This window comes from Microbacterium forte (genome assembly GCF_031885415.1).
In the GTDB taxonomy this organism is placed as follows: domain Bacteria; phylum Actinomycetota; class Actinomycetes; order Actinomycetales; family Microbacteriaceae; genus Microbacterium; species Microbacterium forte.
The window spans coordinates 3,130,760-3,146,910 of record NZ_CP116871.1 but is presented as its reverse complement, the minus strand read 5'-3'; the positions used below and the strand labels follow the sequence as shown (position 1 = coordinate 3,146,910).

At 70.1% G+C, this 16,151-nt stretch carries 20 protein-coding genes; 9 read left to right on the top strand and 11 right to left on the bottom strand.

Going from position 1 to position 16,151, the window contains the following annotated elements; genetic code table 11:
* Nucleotides 1–6 precede the first annotated feature (6 nt).
* Complete coding sequence (locus OB895_RS15155) at nt 7–1,251, top strand: multidrug effflux MFS transporter (RefSeq protein WP_311878044.1); 1,245 nt, start codon at nt 7–9, stop codon at nt 1,249–1,251.
* 41 nt (nt 1,252–1,292) lie between these two features.
* Nucleotides 1,293–2,318: a zinc-dependent alcohol dehydrogenase family protein gene (locus OB895_RS15150; RefSeq protein WP_311879927.1), complete on the top strand. Its 1,026-nt coding sequence runs from the start codon at nt 1,293–1,295 to the stop codon at nt 2,316–2,318.
* Nucleotides 2,319–2,381: 63 nt separating this feature from the next.
* Here the strand turns inward: OB895_RS15150 and OB895_RS15145 are convergent, their stop codons facing one another.
* From OB895_RS15145 to OB895_RS15130, 4 genes are all read right to left on the bottom strand, one after another.
* On the bottom strand, nt 2,382–2,735 hold the full coding sequence (locus OB895_RS15145; protein ID WP_042540017.1) for a hypothetical protein: 354 nt from the start codon (nt 2,733–2,735) through the stop codon (nt 2,382–2,384).
* 92 nt (nt 2,736–2,827) lie between these two features.
* On the bottom strand, nt 2,828–3,640 hold the full coding sequence (locus OB895_RS15140; RefSeq protein WP_042540016.1) for a DUF1206 domain-containing protein: 813 nt from the start codon (nt 3,638–3,640) through the stop codon (nt 2,828–2,830).
* Nucleotides 3,637–4,311: a phosphatase PAP2 family protein gene (locus OB895_RS15135; protein ID WP_311878043.1), complete on the bottom strand. Its 675-nt coding sequence runs from the start codon at nt 4,309–4,311 to the stop codon at nt 3,637–3,639. The genes OB895_RS15140 and OB895_RS15135 overlap by 4 nt, the downstream gene beginning before the upstream one ends.
* A gap of 7 nt (nt 4,312–4,318) precedes the next feature.
* Complete coding sequence (locus OB895_RS15130; protein WP_042540012.1) at nt 4,319–4,579, bottom strand: DUF6458 family protein; 261 nt, start codon at nt 4,577–4,579, stop codon at nt 4,319–4,321.
* Nucleotides 4,580–4,692: 113 nt separating this feature from the next.
* On the opposite strand from OB895_RS15130, the gene OB895_RS15125 reads away from it, so the two are divergent.
* Nucleotides 4,693–5,358, top strand: a complete 666-nt coding sequence (locus OB895_RS15125; protein ID WP_311878042.1) for an arsenate reductase/protein-tyrosine-phosphatase family protein — start codon at nt 4,693–4,695, stop codon at nt 5,356–5,358.
* Nucleotides 5,359–5,408: 50 nt separating this feature from the next.
* A complete protein-coding gene (gene dinB, locus OB895_RS15120; protein ID WP_042540008.1) occupies nt 5,409–6,605 on the top strand; it encodes a DNA polymerase IV in 1,197 nt (398 codons plus the stop codon).
* Between the two features lie 38 nt (nt 6,606–6,643).
* Here dinB and OB895_RS15115 read toward each other — a convergent pair whose 3' ends face one another.
* Nucleotides 6,644–6,970: a hypothetical protein gene (locus OB895_RS15115; RefSeq protein WP_042540005.1), complete on the bottom strand. Its 327-nt coding sequence runs from the start codon at nt 6,968–6,970 to the stop codon at nt 6,644–6,646.
* 109 nt (nt 6,971–7,079) lie between these two features.
* On the opposite strand from OB895_RS15115, the gene OB895_RS15110 reads away from it, so the two are divergent.
* Complete coding sequence (locus OB895_RS15110; protein WP_042540003.1) at nt 7,080–7,361, top strand: hypothetical protein; 282 nt, start codon at nt 7,080–7,082, stop codon at nt 7,359–7,361.
* A gap of 24 nt (nt 7,362–7,385) precedes the next feature.
* Here OB895_RS15110 and OB895_RS15105 read toward each other — a convergent pair whose 3' ends face one another.
* Genes OB895_RS15105 through OB895_RS15090 form a run of 4 tightly spaced genes read right to left on the bottom strand, consistent with a single transcriptional unit; the run spans nt 7,386 to nt 10,893 of the window.
* The gene (locus OB895_RS15105) at nt 7,386–7,679 is read right to left on the bottom strand and encodes a DUF7882 family protein (RefSeq protein WP_042540001.1); all 294 of its coding nucleotides are present in this window, start codon (nt 7,677–7,679) and stop codon (nt 7,386–7,388) included.
* Between the two features lie 15 nt (nt 7,680–7,694).
* Nucleotides 7,695–8,996 carry a glycosyltransferase family 2 protein gene (locus OB895_RS15100; RefSeq protein ID WP_311878041.1) on the bottom strand — a complete coding sequence of 434 codons (1,302 nt, stop codon included), beginning with the start codon at nt 8,994–8,996 and terminating at the stop codon, nt 7,695–7,697.
* Nucleotides 8,993–9,967 (bottom strand): hypothetical protein, encoded by a 975-nt coding sequence (locus OB895_RS15095; RefSeq protein ID WP_311878040.1) that lies wholly within the window; start codon nt 9,965–9,967, stop codon nt 8,993–8,995. The genes OB895_RS15100 and OB895_RS15095 overlap by 4 nt, the downstream gene beginning before the upstream one ends.
* Nucleotides 9,964–10,893 carry a WcbI family polysaccharide biosynthesis putative acetyltransferase gene (locus OB895_RS15090; protein WP_311878039.1) on the bottom strand — a complete coding sequence of 310 codons (930 nt, stop codon included), beginning with the start codon at nt 10,891–10,893 and terminating at the stop codon, nt 9,964–9,966. Before OB895_RS15090 ends, OB895_RS15095 begins: the two co-directional genes overlap by 4 nt.
* An 85-nt stretch (nt 10,894–10,978) precedes the next feature.
* On the opposite strand from OB895_RS15090, the gene OB895_RS15085 reads away from it, so the two are divergent.
* The 4 genes from OB895_RS15085 to OB895_RS15070 are packed head-to-tail and all read left to right on the top strand — an operon-like array spanning nt 10,979 to nt 15,103.
* Nucleotides 10,979–12,091 (top strand): glycosyltransferase, encoded by a 1,113-nt coding sequence (locus OB895_RS15085; protein ID WP_311878038.1) that lies wholly within the window; start codon nt 10,979–10,981, stop codon nt 12,089–12,091.
* A complete protein-coding gene (locus OB895_RS15080) occupies nt 12,088–13,233 on the top strand; it encodes a glycosyltransferase (RefSeq protein ID WP_052492923.1) in 1,146 nt (381 codons plus the stop codon). The genes OB895_RS15085 and OB895_RS15080 overlap by 4 nt, the downstream gene beginning before the upstream one ends.
* The gene (locus OB895_RS15075; protein ID WP_311878037.1) at nt 13,230–14,255 is read left to right on the top strand and encodes a glycosyltransferase; all 1,026 of its coding nucleotides are present in this window, start codon (nt 13,230–13,232) and stop codon (nt 14,253–14,255) included. The genes OB895_RS15080 and OB895_RS15075 overlap by 4 nt, the downstream gene beginning before the upstream one ends.
* Nucleotides 14,252–15,103, top strand: a complete 852-nt coding sequence (locus OB895_RS15070) for a galactosyltransferase-related protein (RefSeq protein ID WP_311878036.1) — start codon at nt 14,252–14,254, stop codon at nt 15,101–15,103. Before OB895_RS15075 ends, OB895_RS15070 begins: the two co-directional genes overlap by 4 nt.
* On the opposite strand, the gene OB895_RS15065 is transcribed toward OB895_RS15070, so the two are convergent.
* Complete coding sequence (locus OB895_RS15065) at nt 15,089–15,703, bottom strand: cyclodeaminase/cyclohydrolase family protein (RefSeq protein WP_153302249.1); 615 nt, start codon at nt 15,701–15,703, stop codon at nt 15,089–15,091. The two genes, OB895_RS15070 and OB895_RS15065, sit on opposite strands and share 15 nt — an antisense overlap.
* An 18-nt stretch (nt 15,704–15,721) precedes the next feature.
* Nucleotides 15,722–16,114 (bottom strand): hypothetical protein, encoded by a 393-nt coding sequence (locus OB895_RS15060; RefSeq protein WP_079113498.1) that lies wholly within the window; start codon nt 16,112–16,114, stop codon nt 15,722–15,724.
* Nucleotides 16,115–16,151 lie beyond the last annotated feature (37 nt).

The window sequence follows — 16,151 nt, the reverse complement described above, 5'->3', positions numbered from 1 at the left end:
GACGGCATGACATCCGCAGCCCGCCCCTCCGCCGACCGGGTGCTTCCTGCCCTGCTGCTTCTGCTGACCGTGTTCGGACCGATCTCGATGGACCTCTATCTGCCCGCCCTTCCGGCTCTCACGGCGGAGCTGGACGCCGCCACATCCGTCGCGCAGCTCACCGTGACCGCCTGCCTCATCGGTCTCGCGGCCGGTCAGCTCATCGCCGGGCCGGTGTCGGATCGGTACGGACGCCGCGGCATCCTGCTCATCGGCATCGTGGCGTACATCGTCACGTCGACGCTGTGCGCCATCAGTCCGACCGTCGAGCTGCTGATCGCCGCACGATTCGTCCAAGGACTCGCCGGCGGCGTCGGCATCGTGATCGCACAGTCGGCCGGCCGTGACGTGTTCTCCGGCCGAGAGCTGATCCGCTTCTACGCGCGGCTCACCGTCGTCGGCGGCTTCGCGGCGGTCGTCGGCCCGCTGCTCGGGGGCCTCCTCAACACGATCATCGACTGGCGGGGACTCTTCGTCTTCCTCGCGGTCATCGGCACCGCCATCCTGATCGCCGCGCTCGCACGGTTCAGGGAGACGCTGCCGATCGAGGCACGGACGACGGGCGGCCTGACCCGCACCCTGAGCGACTATCGGACGCTCCTCCGAGACCGCGTCTTCGTCGGCGCCGTCCTGAACCAGGGGCTGATGTACGCCGCGCTCTTCGCCTACCTGTCCGGCGCGACGTTCGTGCTGCAGGACATCTACGGCCTGTCGCCCCTCGGATACGCCCTCGCGTTCGGCGCGAACTCGGCAGGATTCATGGTCTTCGGTCACCTGGCCGGCCGCTTCTCCGAACGAGGTCACGTGCACGCGGTGCTCGCCGCGGGTGTCGCGGTCGCGACCGCCGGCGCCATCGGCCTGCTCGCCGCCGGACTCGTGCCGATGCCGCTGTGGGTCGTGCTCGCGTCGCTGTTCGCCCTCGCCGCGGGCGTCTCCATCTCGTCTCCCCCGGCCACGACCCTCGCTCTGATCGGATACCCGCAGATCGCCGGCACCGCCTCGTCGCTTCTCGGAATGGTGCGGTTCGGCTTCGGGGGCATCGCCGCCCCGCTCGTCGGCGTCGCCGGCGCCTTGAGCATCCTGCCGCTCGGCGTGGTCACCGTCACCACGACCGCGCTCGCAGCCGTCGCCCTGGTGCTGATCGGCACCGCACAGGGGCGAGCGGCACGACACTCCCCGCCCACGACCTCATCCACCGCCCTCACTCACTGAAGGAGAACATCATGAACACAGACACCGTCAGCACACGCACCATGCGCGCCGTCGTCATGCACGCCCCCGGAGACGTCCGCGTCGAGGAGATCCCCCGCGCCGCCGTCGTCGAGCCGACGGATGCGGTCATCCGCGTCACCGCTGCCTGCATCTGCGGCTCGGACCTCTGGCCCTACCGCGGCATCGAGCCGGTGGATCACCCCACGCCGATGGGGCACGAGTACATCGGCGTGGTCGAGGAGATCGGCGACGAGGTCCGCGACATCAAGGTCGGCGACTTCGTCGTGGGGTCGTTCGTCGCCTCGGACAACACGTGCGAGATCTGCCAGGCCGGCTTCCAGTCGCGCTGCATCCACCAGGTCATGATGGGCGGGGTCGGCACGCAGTCCGACTACGCCCGCATCCCCCTCGCCGACGGCACCCTCGTCGTGGTCGAGGGCGACCCGACACCCGCGCAAACCCGCAGCCTGCTGGCGGCATCCGACGTTCTGGGCACTGGCTGGTTCGCCGCTGTCGCCGCCGAGGCGGGGCCAGGCAAGACCGTCGCGGTGGTCGGCGACGGAGCCGTCGGCCTGCTCGCCATCCTCGCCGCCAGGCAGCTCGGAGCCGAGCGCATCATCGCCATGTCACGTCATGCCGACCGTCAGGCGCTCGCGACGAAGTTCGGGGCCACCGACATCGTCGAGGAGCGCGGCGACGACGGCGTCGCGAAGATCAAGGAGCTCACCGGCGGGTACGGCGCGCACTCGACGATCGAAGCCGTCGGCACGCAGGAGTCGATGATGCAGGCGATCCACGCCACACGCCCGGGCGGACACGTCGGCTACGTCGGCGTGAGCCATGGCGTCGAGCTCGACGGACTCGACCTCTTCTTCTCGACCGTCAGCCTTCTGGGCGGACCGGCACCGGTGCGCCGGTTCCTCCCCGAGCTGATCGACCTCATCATGACCGATCAGATCGATCCGGGCATCGTGTTCGACCTGACGCTCCCGATCGAGCGGGCCGCCGAGGGATACAAGGCGATGGACGAGCGTCGCGCCACGAAGGTGCTGCTCACCACTGACTGAACCTCATGGATGACGCGGGAGGGCGCACACCGCGTCCTCCCGCGGGCGCGGGAGCAGTCGGGTTCAGTGCGGGAGAGAGCTGGAGTTGTCGAGGTCGAGATCCACGTCCACGTGCCAGTCGGGCTCGGAGTCGTCATCGACGTCCGGGGAGTCTGGATAGAGGCGGTGCGCCTGCAGCCTCGCCGCGTGCTCGGTGAAGTCCGGCTCGTCGTCGTCGAACTCGTGCGGTCCGACCAGCAGGTCGTTGCCGACGCCGATGACGAGATCGGCGCAGTCCTCGCGCCCGCCGACGAGGATGGGGATCTCGACCGCGTCGGCTTCCCCCTCCTTCGCGACTGCTGCGGCGAGGGTCACGAGGGAATCTGCCACGTCATCGGTGGTCACCAGCTGCTGGCCTGCATACGAGACGATCTTCATCGCTCCATCCTCGCCGAGCTCGCGAATCCGTGGTTCGGGGTTGCGCCGCCCGTCGCGGTTCGATAGGCGCTCCGGAGCCGGATCGGCCCGGCTCACATGCGGGCGTAGCGCGCCCGGGCGAAGCAGAACAGGCCGTAGAGGGCGAGACCTGCGCCGACCACCCACAGGATCACAGCGCCGAAGGGCAACCCGGCCAGAGCACGCAGCGCCGAGTCCAGGCCGCCTGCGGTCTCGGGGTCGTGGGTGAGCGCCGCGATGACGAAGAGCACGCCGGCGACGCCGACCGCGATGCCCTTGGCGACGTAGCCGGCCACTCCAAACGCGGTGATTCCCGAACGGGCCTTCGCCGACGGCACGGAGAGATGCTCCATGAACGCGCGGGTGATGCCGCGCACGATGAAGGCGATCCCGACCGCTGCCACCCCGAGCCCGACCAGCACGAGCAGCACGACACCGGCCGGCGCCGCCAGCAGCCTCGCACTGAACGACTGCGAAGACTCGGACGACTGCGACTGCCCGCCGAGCGCATAGATCAGAGCCGTCGCGCCGATCGCCAGGTAGGCGACGGCTGTGCCCACGAACTTCGCCCGGTGCGCCCACATCTTCTTCGTATCGGGATCGCGCTCGATGACGGCCTCGGCGATCTGCCAGATCGCCAGTGCGAACAGACCGAGCACGATCAGCCAGAGCAGGAACACGCCGGCAGGCGACTCCTGGATCTGCTGCAGGGCACCGCCCTGATCCGCGTTCTCGCCGCCGCCGCCGGTGGCGATCGAGATCGCGATCCCGCCGATGAGGATGTGCAGGATGCCGAGCACGACGTACCCGACGCGGGCGAGGACGCGGAAGGCGGTGGAGTCCTGAGCGGCCCTCGCGGTGGAGGCGGCCGAGTCGCGAGTGTTCATGGGTTCACGGGGCTTTCGATCGGTTCTTCGGAGATGTCTGACGTGCTGCGGGACCGCGCGAGGCGGCGCGCGCGCGTCGCTTCCACGCAGGCCCAGACGAACGTGGCGACGGCGACGCCCTCGAGCATTCCGGCGACCACATCGCTGAGCCAGTGGGCGTGGAGGTAGGTGCGGCTCCACATCATGAGCGCGATCCACGCGACACCGACGACGCAGACCCACCGGCGTCGGAGCACGAGTCCGAGGATCACCACCACGGTCGTGGCGACGGCGGTGTGCCCGGACGGGAAGGAGGTCGCGACGCTCTCTGCGAGCGAGTCGACCGGGCGCGTGCGACCGATCACCGCGGCCATGGTCGCCCCGATGGCGACCACGGTGACCATCGCGATCGCCAGCGTCGCCGCATCCCACCGCCGTCCGCGCCAGAGGAGAGCCGCGATCAGCAGCGCTCCGACCACGATCATGCCGATCGTGCCGCCGACGACGGCGGGCACCCAGGCGACGACGAGCCAGGCGTCGCTGCTCAGCGCGACCATGAGGTCGTGCCACCAGATGTCGACCGCGAGCGGCTCGTGACCGCCGAGGGCCACCACGGCGCGCAGCACGACGAACGCGAGGGTCGCTGCGGCACCGACGACGATCGCGCCGGTGCCGCGCTGCGCCACGGTCATGCCGAGATCAGGCGAGGGGCTCGTTGTCGCGGATGCTGCGGCGGGTCACACGCTCGCCGGTCGCGGGGTCGACGGCCGTGCGGTCGACGGTCTCGGTGCGCCGACTGCGCATCACGAGAATGAGGCTGATCAGGAAGACGACGACTCCTGCACCCATGAGGATGTAGCCGATCAGGTCGAGATCGACATAGCCGCCGGTGTCGATGTTGAGTGCGAAGACGAGGATCGCTCCGATGACGAAGAGCGCGATGCCGCTTCCGATACCCATATGTCCATTCCTCTCCGAGGCCGCGTTCGCGGACTCGCGACGCCCAGAATAGGGTCAGTGCAGATTGAGTCAATGGGCATGGACACACCCTGCGTCTCGTGGTAAGGATGGGAATGATGATCGATCTCGAACGCCGCGCCGGCATCTTCGCCGCACTCGCCGATCAGACGCGCCTGCGCATCGTCGACCTGCTCACGCTCGGAGATCTGTCGTCCTCCGAGATCGGGACGGCTCTCGACCTGCGATCGAACCTCATCGCGCACCACCTGGGAGTGCTCGAGTCGGCCCAGATCATCGCGCGCACGCGCTCGGAGTTAGACAGACGGCGCAGCTACATCGGACTGCGCCCCGAGGTCTTCACCACTCTCGCGCCCCCCAGCGTCGCCCCGCCTCGCCGTGTGCTGTTCGTCTGCACCGCGAACTCCGCGCGGTCGCAACTCGCCGAGGCGATCTGGCGCGATACGAGTCCGGTGGCCGTCGCCTCGGCAGGAACCCGACCTGCCGAGATGGTGAATCCCGAGGCCACCGCGGCGGCCGCTCGGCACGGGCTCGTCATCGACGGCGACCATCCACCCCGCCACCTCGACGACGTGCTCGCCGAGGGCGACCTCGTGATCACGGTGTGCGACGACGCCCACGAGCGTCTCGGTCAGCGCGACGACCTGCACTGGTCGATCCGCGACCCTGCCCGCATCGGCACGCCGGCCGCCTTCGACGCCACCTTCGATGCGCTCGTGCAGCGCATCGGCGCCTTCTCGTCTCGCCTCGTCGCCGCCTGAGCCGATGTCCCCGGTGCGTGCGACGATCTGCACGTCGACGGGAGAACAGGATGCGGGGCGAAGCCACCGTGCTGCACGCCGACCTCGACGCGTTCTACGCCTCGGTCGAGCAACGCGATGCCCCCGAGCTGCGCGGCCGACCGGTCATCGTCGGCGGCGGCGTCGTGCTCGCTGCGAGCTATGAGGCCAAGGCGCGCGGAGTGCGCACGGCGATGGGCGGACGACAGGCGCTGCAGCTGTGCCCGGATGCCGTGGTCGTCCCCCCGCGCATGGAGGCGTACTCCGCAGCCAGCAAAGACGTGTTCGCGATCTTCCGCGACACGACGCCGCTCGTCGAGGGACTCTCGATCGATGAGGCCTTTCTCGAGGTCGGGGGCCTCAGGCGCATCGTCGGCACCCCCGAAGAGGTCGCCGTGCGTCTGCGCGAGCGGGTGCGCACCGAGGTCGGGCTGGCCATCTCGGTGGGCGTCGCCCGCACGAAGTTCCTCGCCAAGGTCGCGAGCGCCGTCAGCAAGCCCGACGGGTTGCTCGTGGTCGAACCCGAACGCGAAGAGGAGTTCCTGCTCCCTCTGCCGGTCGAGCGGCTGTGGGGCGTGGGCGCCGTCACCGCCGAGAAGCTGCAGCGCTACGGCATCCGCACGGTCGGCCAGCTGGCCGAACTCGAGGCAGCCACTGCCGAGCGGATGCTGGGCACAGCGGTCGGCGCGCACCTGCACGCCCTCGCCCGCCTGCGGGATCCGCGTCCGGTCGACACGACCCGCCGCCGCGCATCGATCGGCTCGCAGCGCGCCCTCGGCACGGGCTCGCGCTCGGCCGAGGAGCTCGATCTGATCCTGACGCAGATCGTCGACCGCCTCGCGCGACGGCTGCGCGACGGAGACCGGGTCTGCCGGTCGGTGGTGCTGCGCCTCCGTTTCGGCGACTTCGCGAAGGCGACCCGATCGCGCACGCTCGGATCCGCCACCGATCGCACCGCGATCCTGCTCACGGTCGCTCGCGCACTGCTCGCCGCCGCGCATCCCGAGATCGCTGAACGTGGCATCACGCTGATCGGGTTGTCGCTGTCGCACCTCGATCACGCAGACCGCATGCAGCCCGAGCTGCCGATCGACTGGGGAGACGAAGAACGCCTCGACACGGTTCTCGACACCCTGCGCGATCGGTTCGGCGCGACGTCGGTCTCGCGCGCCGCGCAGATGGGTCGTGATCCCGGGTGGTCCAGCCCGATACTCCCCGAGCACGAGTGACCGATGGGCGCACCGCGTGAGCCGGGTCAGCCGCGTCTCTAGCCGAGGTCGTAGGCGACGCCGTCCGGCATCTCCACCGGCGATGCCGTGGGAGACTCGACGCCACGCGTGAGCGTGCGCAGGCGGTCGACCAGCGCGGGATCTTCGAGTTCGGGCCCTCGGCCGGGCACTTCCTTGGCCACGATCTGGCTGGCAGGCCCGATCAGGAACTTCGCGGTGACGACCGCGCCGTCCGGCTCTTGCACCGGGATCTCCACGAGCTCGGCACGCTCCTCTTCGCCCAGTGCGCGCCCGTATGCCAGCAGCGCATCTGCGATGTCGTCCCCCGTGAGATAGGCGTCGCCGCCGTAGATGATCGTCTGCATGGTTCCGTTCTAGAGCAGTCCGGGCCGTTCCGTCCGCCCCTTGCCCCGGTGCAGTGCGACTGATAGCGACTTGCGAACGGGGCAGGCTTTTCCTCGTAATGTGGACTCCATGGCAGATCAGAAGACGATGATCCAGACGGAGGTCCGGGCCGATGGGGTGACCTATCTGCTCGCTCAGGATCAGGACCTCGGCGAGCTCAAGCGTCGCATCGAAGACGCGATCGCGACGGCCGGCAGGTTCGTCGATTTCGTCGTCGTCGGCAATCGTCAGGTGAGCCTTCTGGTCACGCCCCGCTCACAGGTCTCGATCGCTGTGGCGACCGTCCTCTTCGACGCCCGCGACACGGGAGACGTCGACTTCCCCTACGGCGGCCACTACGACCTGCTCTGACCGCGGGCGACGGGGCCGTCGGGCTCAGAGCTGGTCGAGCACCAGTTCGCCCCGCGAGTTCAGCTGATCCATCATGTGAGCGACCCGCGCGGGGTCGATCGCGTGCACGGTCGGAAGATCGAACTCGAACACCAGCGGGATGGCGGGGTGCACCCAGATCGTCAGGCGGCCCGATGACGCCTCCGGCTTCGGCAGCCAGGTCATCATGAAGCTCTCGTTGCGACGAAGCTTCGTGCCGATCACGATCTTCACGTGCGCCAAGGTCACTTCTTCGATCTCGATCGCCGGTCGCGAGCTGTTGTACTCCAGTTTCCCCATAGGAGAACTGTACGCTCAGCAGAACTGATCGCGTGAACCCCATCCTCCGACCCAGGCCTCCACCCTCGGGTCTGAGCGCAAGAGGTGGATGCCATCCGCGACGGCACGGTGCGATTCGAAGGCGTCTGACGTGCCCCACCGCACGGCGCGACGCATCGCCCGCCGCGAGCGCAGCACGCCCAGCGACGAGCCCTCGGCATCGACGAGATCGACCCCGCCGACATCGCCCGTGCCGAGACCCGCGATGCGCTCGACGATCCAATCCGGCTCGAGGACCACGACCGGTCGATCGAGCTCCCAGATCACCCGGGGGTCGAGCCGGCCATCGTCGACCGTGATGCGCGGGTCGCCCGCGAAGGCGGTCATCGTCGCATCGACCACCACTCGCGCCAGCGGGAACGCGGCGAGGATCGAATCCACGGCGATGAACAGCGCCTCCGGGGTATGGGTCCCGCGCAGCCTGACGACGAGGTCGGGCACGTCCGACAGCAGACCTCGCGGGGCGGAACCGCCGACCGGAATCGATGAGACGAGCGTCATGGTCTGGGCGTTCGCCCGCTCGAGCCCCGAACTGCTGCGCTCGGCCCACTCGGGGCCGTCGTGCCACGCCACGGCCGTGGGCACGTGGGCCAGCACGGCACCCGCCTGCCACATCCGATGCGCCCACTCCCAGTCCTCGCCCCCATAGGCCGAGAAGGACTCGTCGAATCCGCCGGTCTCGTCGAACAGGCGGCGCGAGCAGGCGATCACCGCGCCGATGACGAACCGGTATGACCGGTCATCGGCGTCGAGCAGATCGCGGCTTCGGGCGTACTCCTGCGCGAGCCACGCCGGCTCGGGGAGCTCACGGTCGACCACAGCCTCGAGCACGGGGGTCTCCGGGGCGATGCCCGAGAAGTCCGCGTGCCGACGGCGTCCGACGGTGACGGCCTCGGGAAGCAGCGCCGGAAGCCGGGTGAGCTCTCGCACGTACCCGGGTTCGGGGGCGGTGTCGGCATCGAGGAAGCAGAGCACGTCGCCACTGCTCGCGCGCACGCCGAGATTGCGTGCGGCCGCGAGCCGGAAGCCCCGGTCGTCCTGGCGCACGAGGATCACCCCGTCCGGCACGCGGACATCGCCGGCGGAGCCGTCGTCGGCGACGACGATCTCGAGAAGCTCGTGCGGATAGTCCTGCACCGACAGGGCGGACAGCGTGCGGGCGAGCTCGGCCGGCTGCTCATAGTGGGCCACGATCACCGACACTCTCGGCAGGGTCTCGGGGTCGACGCCGTCGAGCGTGTCCCACCTGTTGCCGACGACCCAGGGCCGCCGCGTCACCGGGCCAGCCCTCTCCACCAGCGCACGTACGCCTCGGCCGCCTCAGGCCACGACATCGGCAGCCTCGTCAGCCCGTGCCAGGTCGACTCCGGGTGCTCGAAGGCGCGCCGCACCGCCACCGCGAGCTCGGGTTCGTCGACCGTGTGCAGAGTCCCGGGGCGCAGTGTCGCCATCTCGTCCATGTAGCGGTTGCGCACCGCGACCGGTCGGCGACCCCAGCCGATCCACGACGCCAGGGAGCCGGATGCCGACACGTGACGATGCGCGATCACCGGCACCGACACAGCGCGGCCCCGCCGCGCGATCTCCGCGTCGTCGAGCCAGCCTGTCACCTCGACCTCGACCCCGAGGTCACCCGCTCGGCGTACGAAGTCCTCCAGTTCGGCGGCGTGCCCCTCCGAGGCACGGCCGAGAACCGTCATCCTGCCGATGCCCGCCTGCGCGGCCGCGCGAGCTGCCTCGTCATGTCCCTTGCCGGGATAGAAGTAGCCGAGCACACCGACCGACCCGTCCGTCGGCATCCGCCCCGCGTCGGTCTCGAGGTCCACCGGCAGCGGAATGCTCGCCGCCGGTCCCGACCAGACCCCCTCTTCACGGAGCAGCGCACGCTCGTGCTCGCTGTTGACGGCCACCCCTCGCGCCGCCGCGGCCACGGCTGCGTACGCCTCCCGCCGACGGGGCAGATTGCGCTCGCCGTCCGACGCCTGCGGCACGTCGTGCAGGGTGACGCTGACCGGCCGCCGCGCGGCGAGAACGGTGAACGCCTGCGACGCCTGCTCGGGAGAATCACCCCACAGACGATCCGTGAAGTGCACGTGCAGCGCGGCATCCGCGGGCGTCGCATCCAGATCGGCCGCGTCGATCGTGCGGATCGACGGCTCCTGTGCCCGTACGGCGGAGGCCATCTCACGCCCGTACATGGCGACGCCGTGGGTTCCGGCGTGCACGAGCAGCAGCGGAGCGGCGCTCATCGCGTCCGCCACACGTCGAGCAGAGGGGCGAGGCGCGTCAGGGCGGCATCGACGAACTCGGGGTGGGCGGCGTACCACTCGAGGTGGGCGGCCCGCACCTCGGCGTCATCGATCGGTGCGCCGTCGACGATCCAGTGCGCGCGCGGCTCGTCGGTCAGCTCCCACGCCTCGACGACCTCCGGGTGCAGCGGCGCCCGCACCGAATTCAGCAGCGGACGCCCGGGATCGGTCGGACCGCCGGTGTGGCCGAGGGCTTCGAGCAGGCGAGCGCCCAGCGGCATCCACACCGCATCGCCCGGGTGGTTGACGGTGCGCGCGTGATCGGCCGTGACCGAGTCGAACAGGTCGGAGACCCGCACGTCGGCGCTCTGCTCGCGGACGCGCAGCGTGTCGATCGACGACTCCCCCACGGCACGCACCTCGTCGGGTGCGAGCGCGGCGACGACCGGGATGCCTGCGGCGGCAGCGAGCGTGCGGATGTCGTGATAGGCCACGATCGGCGGGTCTCCCTCGACGCCGGGCACGCGGATCGCGGCTTGGAACGGATGCAGGCCCGCGAAGCGCACCGGGGGCACGGTCAGCACGCGGGCATCCGTCGCCGCGGCGATCTGGCGCGTGCCCAACGGCAGATCGCGATAGTCGTCACGGATGGGCTGACTCACGACGGTGTCGGCGGTGCGGACGATCTCGTGCAGGCGCGTGGCGTCGTCGGCGGTCATCTCGTGCACGGCGGGTACGCGCACGAAGCGGTGCTCGGGAGCGTCCATCACCATGCGCAGCGATTCGGCCTGGCAGTTGCCGAGGACGACGCCGTAGCTTTCGGGAAGCGGAGCCAGACCGTAGAACTCCGAGTAGTGTTGGCGGCGCGCTAGCACCAGGGAGCCAGCCGGCGCAACGGCCGTGCGTAGTTCGGGATCATGGCTCATGATTCGAACGTACCCCCTCGATCTCATCAGTCTTGCGTCCCCATTGCAGCGCGGTCTCTCCGTCATCGCGATATACGCACGTCGGGTGCTCAGCCCGCCAACGGAGAACCACATCGTCACCGAACCCGCCTTCATTCGCGTCGCCTCGATCCCGGCCGCCCACCCCTACGTGCGCGCGATCACCGACACACGACGTGTGCGTGTGCTGCCCGACCCTGCTGTTCCGGGCGCGCCGGCCGACGTGTGGTGGCCGCCGGTGGCGCTCACATCGCAGTGGCTCGCGTCACACGGTGCCGACTTCGACGTGCTGCATGTGCACTTCGGGCTCGAGTCGTTCTCTCCCGGCGAGCTGCGCGAGGCTCTCGAGACCGCGCACCGGGTCGGCAGGCCGATCGTCTACACCGTGCACGACCTGGAGAACCCGCAGCTGGTCGATCAGCGGCCCTATCGTGAACTGCTCGACGTGATCATCCCGACAGCCGATCACCTCCTGACGCTCACCTCGACGGCAGCGGACGAGATCGAACGCCGGTGGCACCGCAGCAGTCGGGTGCTGGCTCACCCCACTCTGCTCGACGGTGCCGCCGTGTCCGAGCACGCGGTCGACGAGACCCTGCGGGTCGGAATCCACCTGCGAGACCTGCGCCCCAACATCGCTGCCGAGCGTGCGGTGCGCGCAGCCGTCGATGCTGCCGCGCTGCTCGCACAGACAGGGCGAGCCGTCGAGTTCGAGCTGCTGATGCACGAGCGCGTCCGCGATGACGCGACAGCAGCTCGCGTGACCGCGGTCGCCGAAGAGCACCCCGCCGTGCGCGTGCGGCGCACTCCGCGTCTGAGCGACGCCGGCATCGATGCGTGGATCGGAGGACTCGACCTCTTCGTCCTGCCCTACCTGCATGGCACGCACTCCGGGTGGGTCGAGCTCTGCTACGACCTGGGGGTTCCCGTGGCGGGAACCGACGTCGGGCACATCAAGTCCCAGCATCCCGACGACTTCTTCGTCATCGACCTCGACGACCCGCAGACGCTGGTCGAGGCCGTGGCTCTCGCCTCCGATGCGCGCGCCTCGTCGCCCCGTACGTCGCTGGTCGAGCGGCGACGCTCCGAGAGAGTGGCCGAACGGGAGGCCGTGCGCGACGCGCACGCCCTGCTCTACGCCACCGCACGCGCCGAAATCTCGACGGAGGCACGCGCATGATCGGCCGCGAGCGGTTGCGGGTGATGGTCGTCGCCCCCGAGCGTCATGCCCTCCGCCAACCGCACGCCGGCGGCCTGGAGGCCGTGGTCTGGAACCGCGTGCGCTGGCTGCGCAGCCGTGGCCACGACGTGCAGCTCTGTGCGGCCGAAGGGTCGGACTTCCTGGGCGCCGACATCGATCTGCACCTGCCGAGCCCCCGCTGGCATCAGTCACGGGATGCGTCCGACACCGACTTCCCCGAGGGCCACCGCCGGCTGATGACGGATGCTTTCGCGCGCGTGCGGGATCAGCTCGACGCCCCCGCGACACGCGTCGATGTCATCGACAATCACAGTCTCCACGGGGATCCGATCCTCTGGAGCCGTGACATCGGAGTGCCGGTCGTCACCACGCTGCACACGCCGCCCCTCGCCGACATGGTGATCGCCTCGAACGCGCTCACCGGAACGTCGCCGCACCGATTCCTCGCGGTCAGCCAGTACACGGCGCGGGCCTGGTCGGCCGAGGGCGTCGAGGCGTTCGTCTTCACCAACGGCGTCGACACGGCGCAGTGGAGCCTGGGGCCCGGCGGAGGCGACTGGGTGTGGTTCGGACGGATCGTGCCCGAGAAGGCGCCGCACCTCGCCATCATCGCCGCGCGGCGGGCAGGCGCGCGGCTGAAGCTCGCCGGCCGCGTGGGCGATGCCGCGTACTTCGATCGGGAGGTCCGACCGCTGCTCGGCCACGGCATCGACTATGTCGGAGCCCTGCGTCAGCCCGAGCTCTCGGCCCTCGTCGGGGCAGCATCCGTCGCTCTCGTGACCCCGGTGTGGTCGGAGCCCTTCGGACTGGTGATGGCCGAGGCGCTCATGACCGGCACGCCCGTCGCCGCCTTCGACTCCGGCGGCACCAGCGAAGTGCTGGCCGGAATCCCCGGCACCGCCATCGTGCCCTCCGCCGACACCGATGCACTCGCCCACGCCGCGACGGCGCTGGTCGAGCAGACACGGCTGGGGCTGTCGCGTCGGGTCGTGCGCGAGGCCGCCTCCGCGCGCCACTCGCTCGATCACAGGCACCGCGAGATCGAGCGGGTCCTCACCGTCGCCGCTCAGAGCGCGGTGCCCGCGCACGAGCTCGCCGACGCAGAGGCGGTCGGAGCATGATCGGCTGGTACGTGCATCATCACGGCTGGGGCCACATGACCCGGATGCAAGCGATCCGCCCGCACCTCGGAGACGAGGTGACGGTGTTCTCGAGCCTTCCCGAACCCGCCTCGTTGCCGCCGGAGACCGTATGGGTCCAGCTGCCCTCCGACTCCGACGCCGTCGTGGGGCCCGACGGTGTGAGCCGCGAGGCGCATGAGCTCGGCGATGTCACAGCCCGAGGCACCCTGCACTGGGCGCCGCTCGGGCACCCTGGCCACCAGGCCCGCCTCGCGGCGATCGCGGAATGGGTGGCGATTCACCCGACGTCCGCATTCGTCGTCGACGTCAGCGTCGAGGTCACGATCCTGGCTCGTCTGCTGGGGGTGCCGACGATCTCCGTCGCGCAGCCGGGCGATCGCACCGACGCTCCGCACCGTCTGGGCTACGACCTCGCCGACCGCATCCTGGCGCCCTGGGCTCCCGGCACGATCCCCGCGAAGGCCCTCATCGGTCGCGAGGACCGCGTGCGATCGGTCGGCGCGATCTCGCGCTACGACGGCCGCGCTTGCACCGAGGCAGACGCAGACGCAGACGCTGACGACGTGCGCCGCGTGCTGTTCCTCGGCCGCGCGCTCGACCCGGTGCGGCTCGCGCAGACGAGGGAGCTGCTGAGCGCAGACGGATGGGTCGTCGAAAACGCAGGGGCGGGCAGCGACGATCGCATCGACGACGTGTGGCCGCTGCTGTGCCGTGCGACCGTCGTCGTGAGCGCGGCGGGTCAGAACAGCATCGCGGACCTCGCGGCCGCGGATGCCCGAGCTGTCGTCATCGCCCAGGAGCGACCCTTCGACGAGCAGAAGGAGATGGCCCGCGTGCTGGCCGCCCACGGGCTCGCCCGGACCGTCGCGGCTGACGCGTCGCCGGCCGAGGTGGTCGACAGCATCCGGCGCGCAGCCGACACCGCTCCCCGCTGGGACGTGTGGCAGGTGTCGGGTTCTGCCGCACGAGCCGCGGCCGCGATCGAGGAGCTGGCGCGATGAGCATCCGCGTCGCCGTCATCACCCCGGCATCGATGAACCGTCTCGACCACCTGCAGCGCCAGCGCCGATTCCTCACCGAGGTGCGCACGCCGGGCATCGAGGTCGTGCGTGTCGAGGCGTGGCTCGACGTCGACGCACCGCCCGCAGTGCCGTCAGTTCTGTCCGTGCATGTGCCGCCCGGCCGCGACGGCATGCGCGTCGGCGCGGCGCGCAACGCCGCCGCCGCGCTCGCGCTGGATCACGGTGTCGACCTGCTCGTGTTCCTCGATGTCGACTGCCTGCCGGGTCCGGACCTGCTCGAGAGATACGTCGACGCAGCACAGGACCACCCGCACGACCTGCTCTGCGGACCGGTGACCTACCTGCACAGCGTGCAGCGTCCGTCGAGGATGGCCGACCTCGGCACCATGACCCGACCGCATCCGGCTCGTCCCCTGCCACCGGACGGCGACGTGGTGACGGCGACCGATGACGAGTTCGATCTCTTCTGGTCGCTGTCGTTCGCAGTGACCACTGAGACGTGGACGCGTCTCGGCGGCTTCGACGAGGCGTATGAAGGGTATGGCGCCGAAGACACCGACCTGGGCCGACGGGCTCGGTCTCTCGGCATGCGAGTGCAGTGGGTCGGCGGCGCGCACGCCTACCACCAGTGGCACCCGGCCGGTTCTCCGCCGTGGCGCCACCTCGACGACATCCTGCGCAACGGCGCCCTGTTCGCCGAGCGCTGGGGCGAGTGGCCGATGCGCGGCTGGATAGACAGCTTCATCGAGGGCGGCGCGGTCGAACCCCACGGCGACGGATATCGCCGGGTCGCATCGGGCACCGGCGTTCGCTCAGTCCAGGCGTGAGGACAGCTCCCGGATGATCTCCCCGACCTCTCGCTCCGCACCCGCGACGCGCTCGACGTCGGCCTCGAGATCGGCCAGCGTCTCGGCGCCGTGACGACGCGCGATCTGCAGGTTCGCGCGAATGTTCATGGCTCCCCCCGACAGTCCGGCACGGAGCGCCTCCGCCGCCACCGCGAGATCGACGACGATATGCGGGTTGCCCGCCTCGACGAGCACGCGCACGTCGCGCAGCATCGCCATGCCGATCACGCCGACCTGCGCTGCTGACCGGGCCGCCTCGACAGCAGCGTTGCGCACGCGCTCGTCGCGGGAGGGGTCGTCGCTCGGCAGAGCGAGCGCCGCCCCGAAGCTCGAAGAGACGACGCCGTCCGCCTCGACCGCTCGCAGCGCCTCAGCCCGCTGCCGGGCGAGGCGGTCGACGATGTCCGCCGCTCGCGGATCGTCATCGGAATACCCGCCGACCATGCTCATCAGCGAGGCGGCGATCGCCAGCATCACACCGGACGCCGCACCTCCCCCGGGAGAACCCGTCGGTCGACTCAGTGCGTCCAACCAGTCATCCAGCGGGGTGGACGGGGGGATGTCGGCGGAGTCCTGCATGAGCGTCACACTATCGAGCTAGGACATCAGCAGCGGCAGCAGCGACACGACGAGTCCGACGAACCCTACGCCGGCGAACACGATCCCCAGGGTCAGGATGACGCGCCGCGTGTGAGGCGGTTCGCCCACCCGCGCATGGGCGGGGTTGTTCGCGCTGACCACTCCGTCGGCCCAGCCATCATCCGTCGTGACGGCCTCGTGCCTTCTCAGAGCCCTCTCGTGAAAGTCGCCGCCGGCGAACCAGCGGCCGATCAGAGAGCCCTCGCGCTCGATGACCGCGATCTCGATCGGCAGCCACGCTCCCTCGACCGTGCGGATGAGGAACGCCAGCAGAAGCAGCGGCAGACCGATGCCGAGGCCCACCCAGGAGAGCACCTCACCGACGAGAGCGAGAGTGTCCAAGACCTGCATCACCCCATCGTAGAGAGTGCCGCCCGCGCTCGGCGGC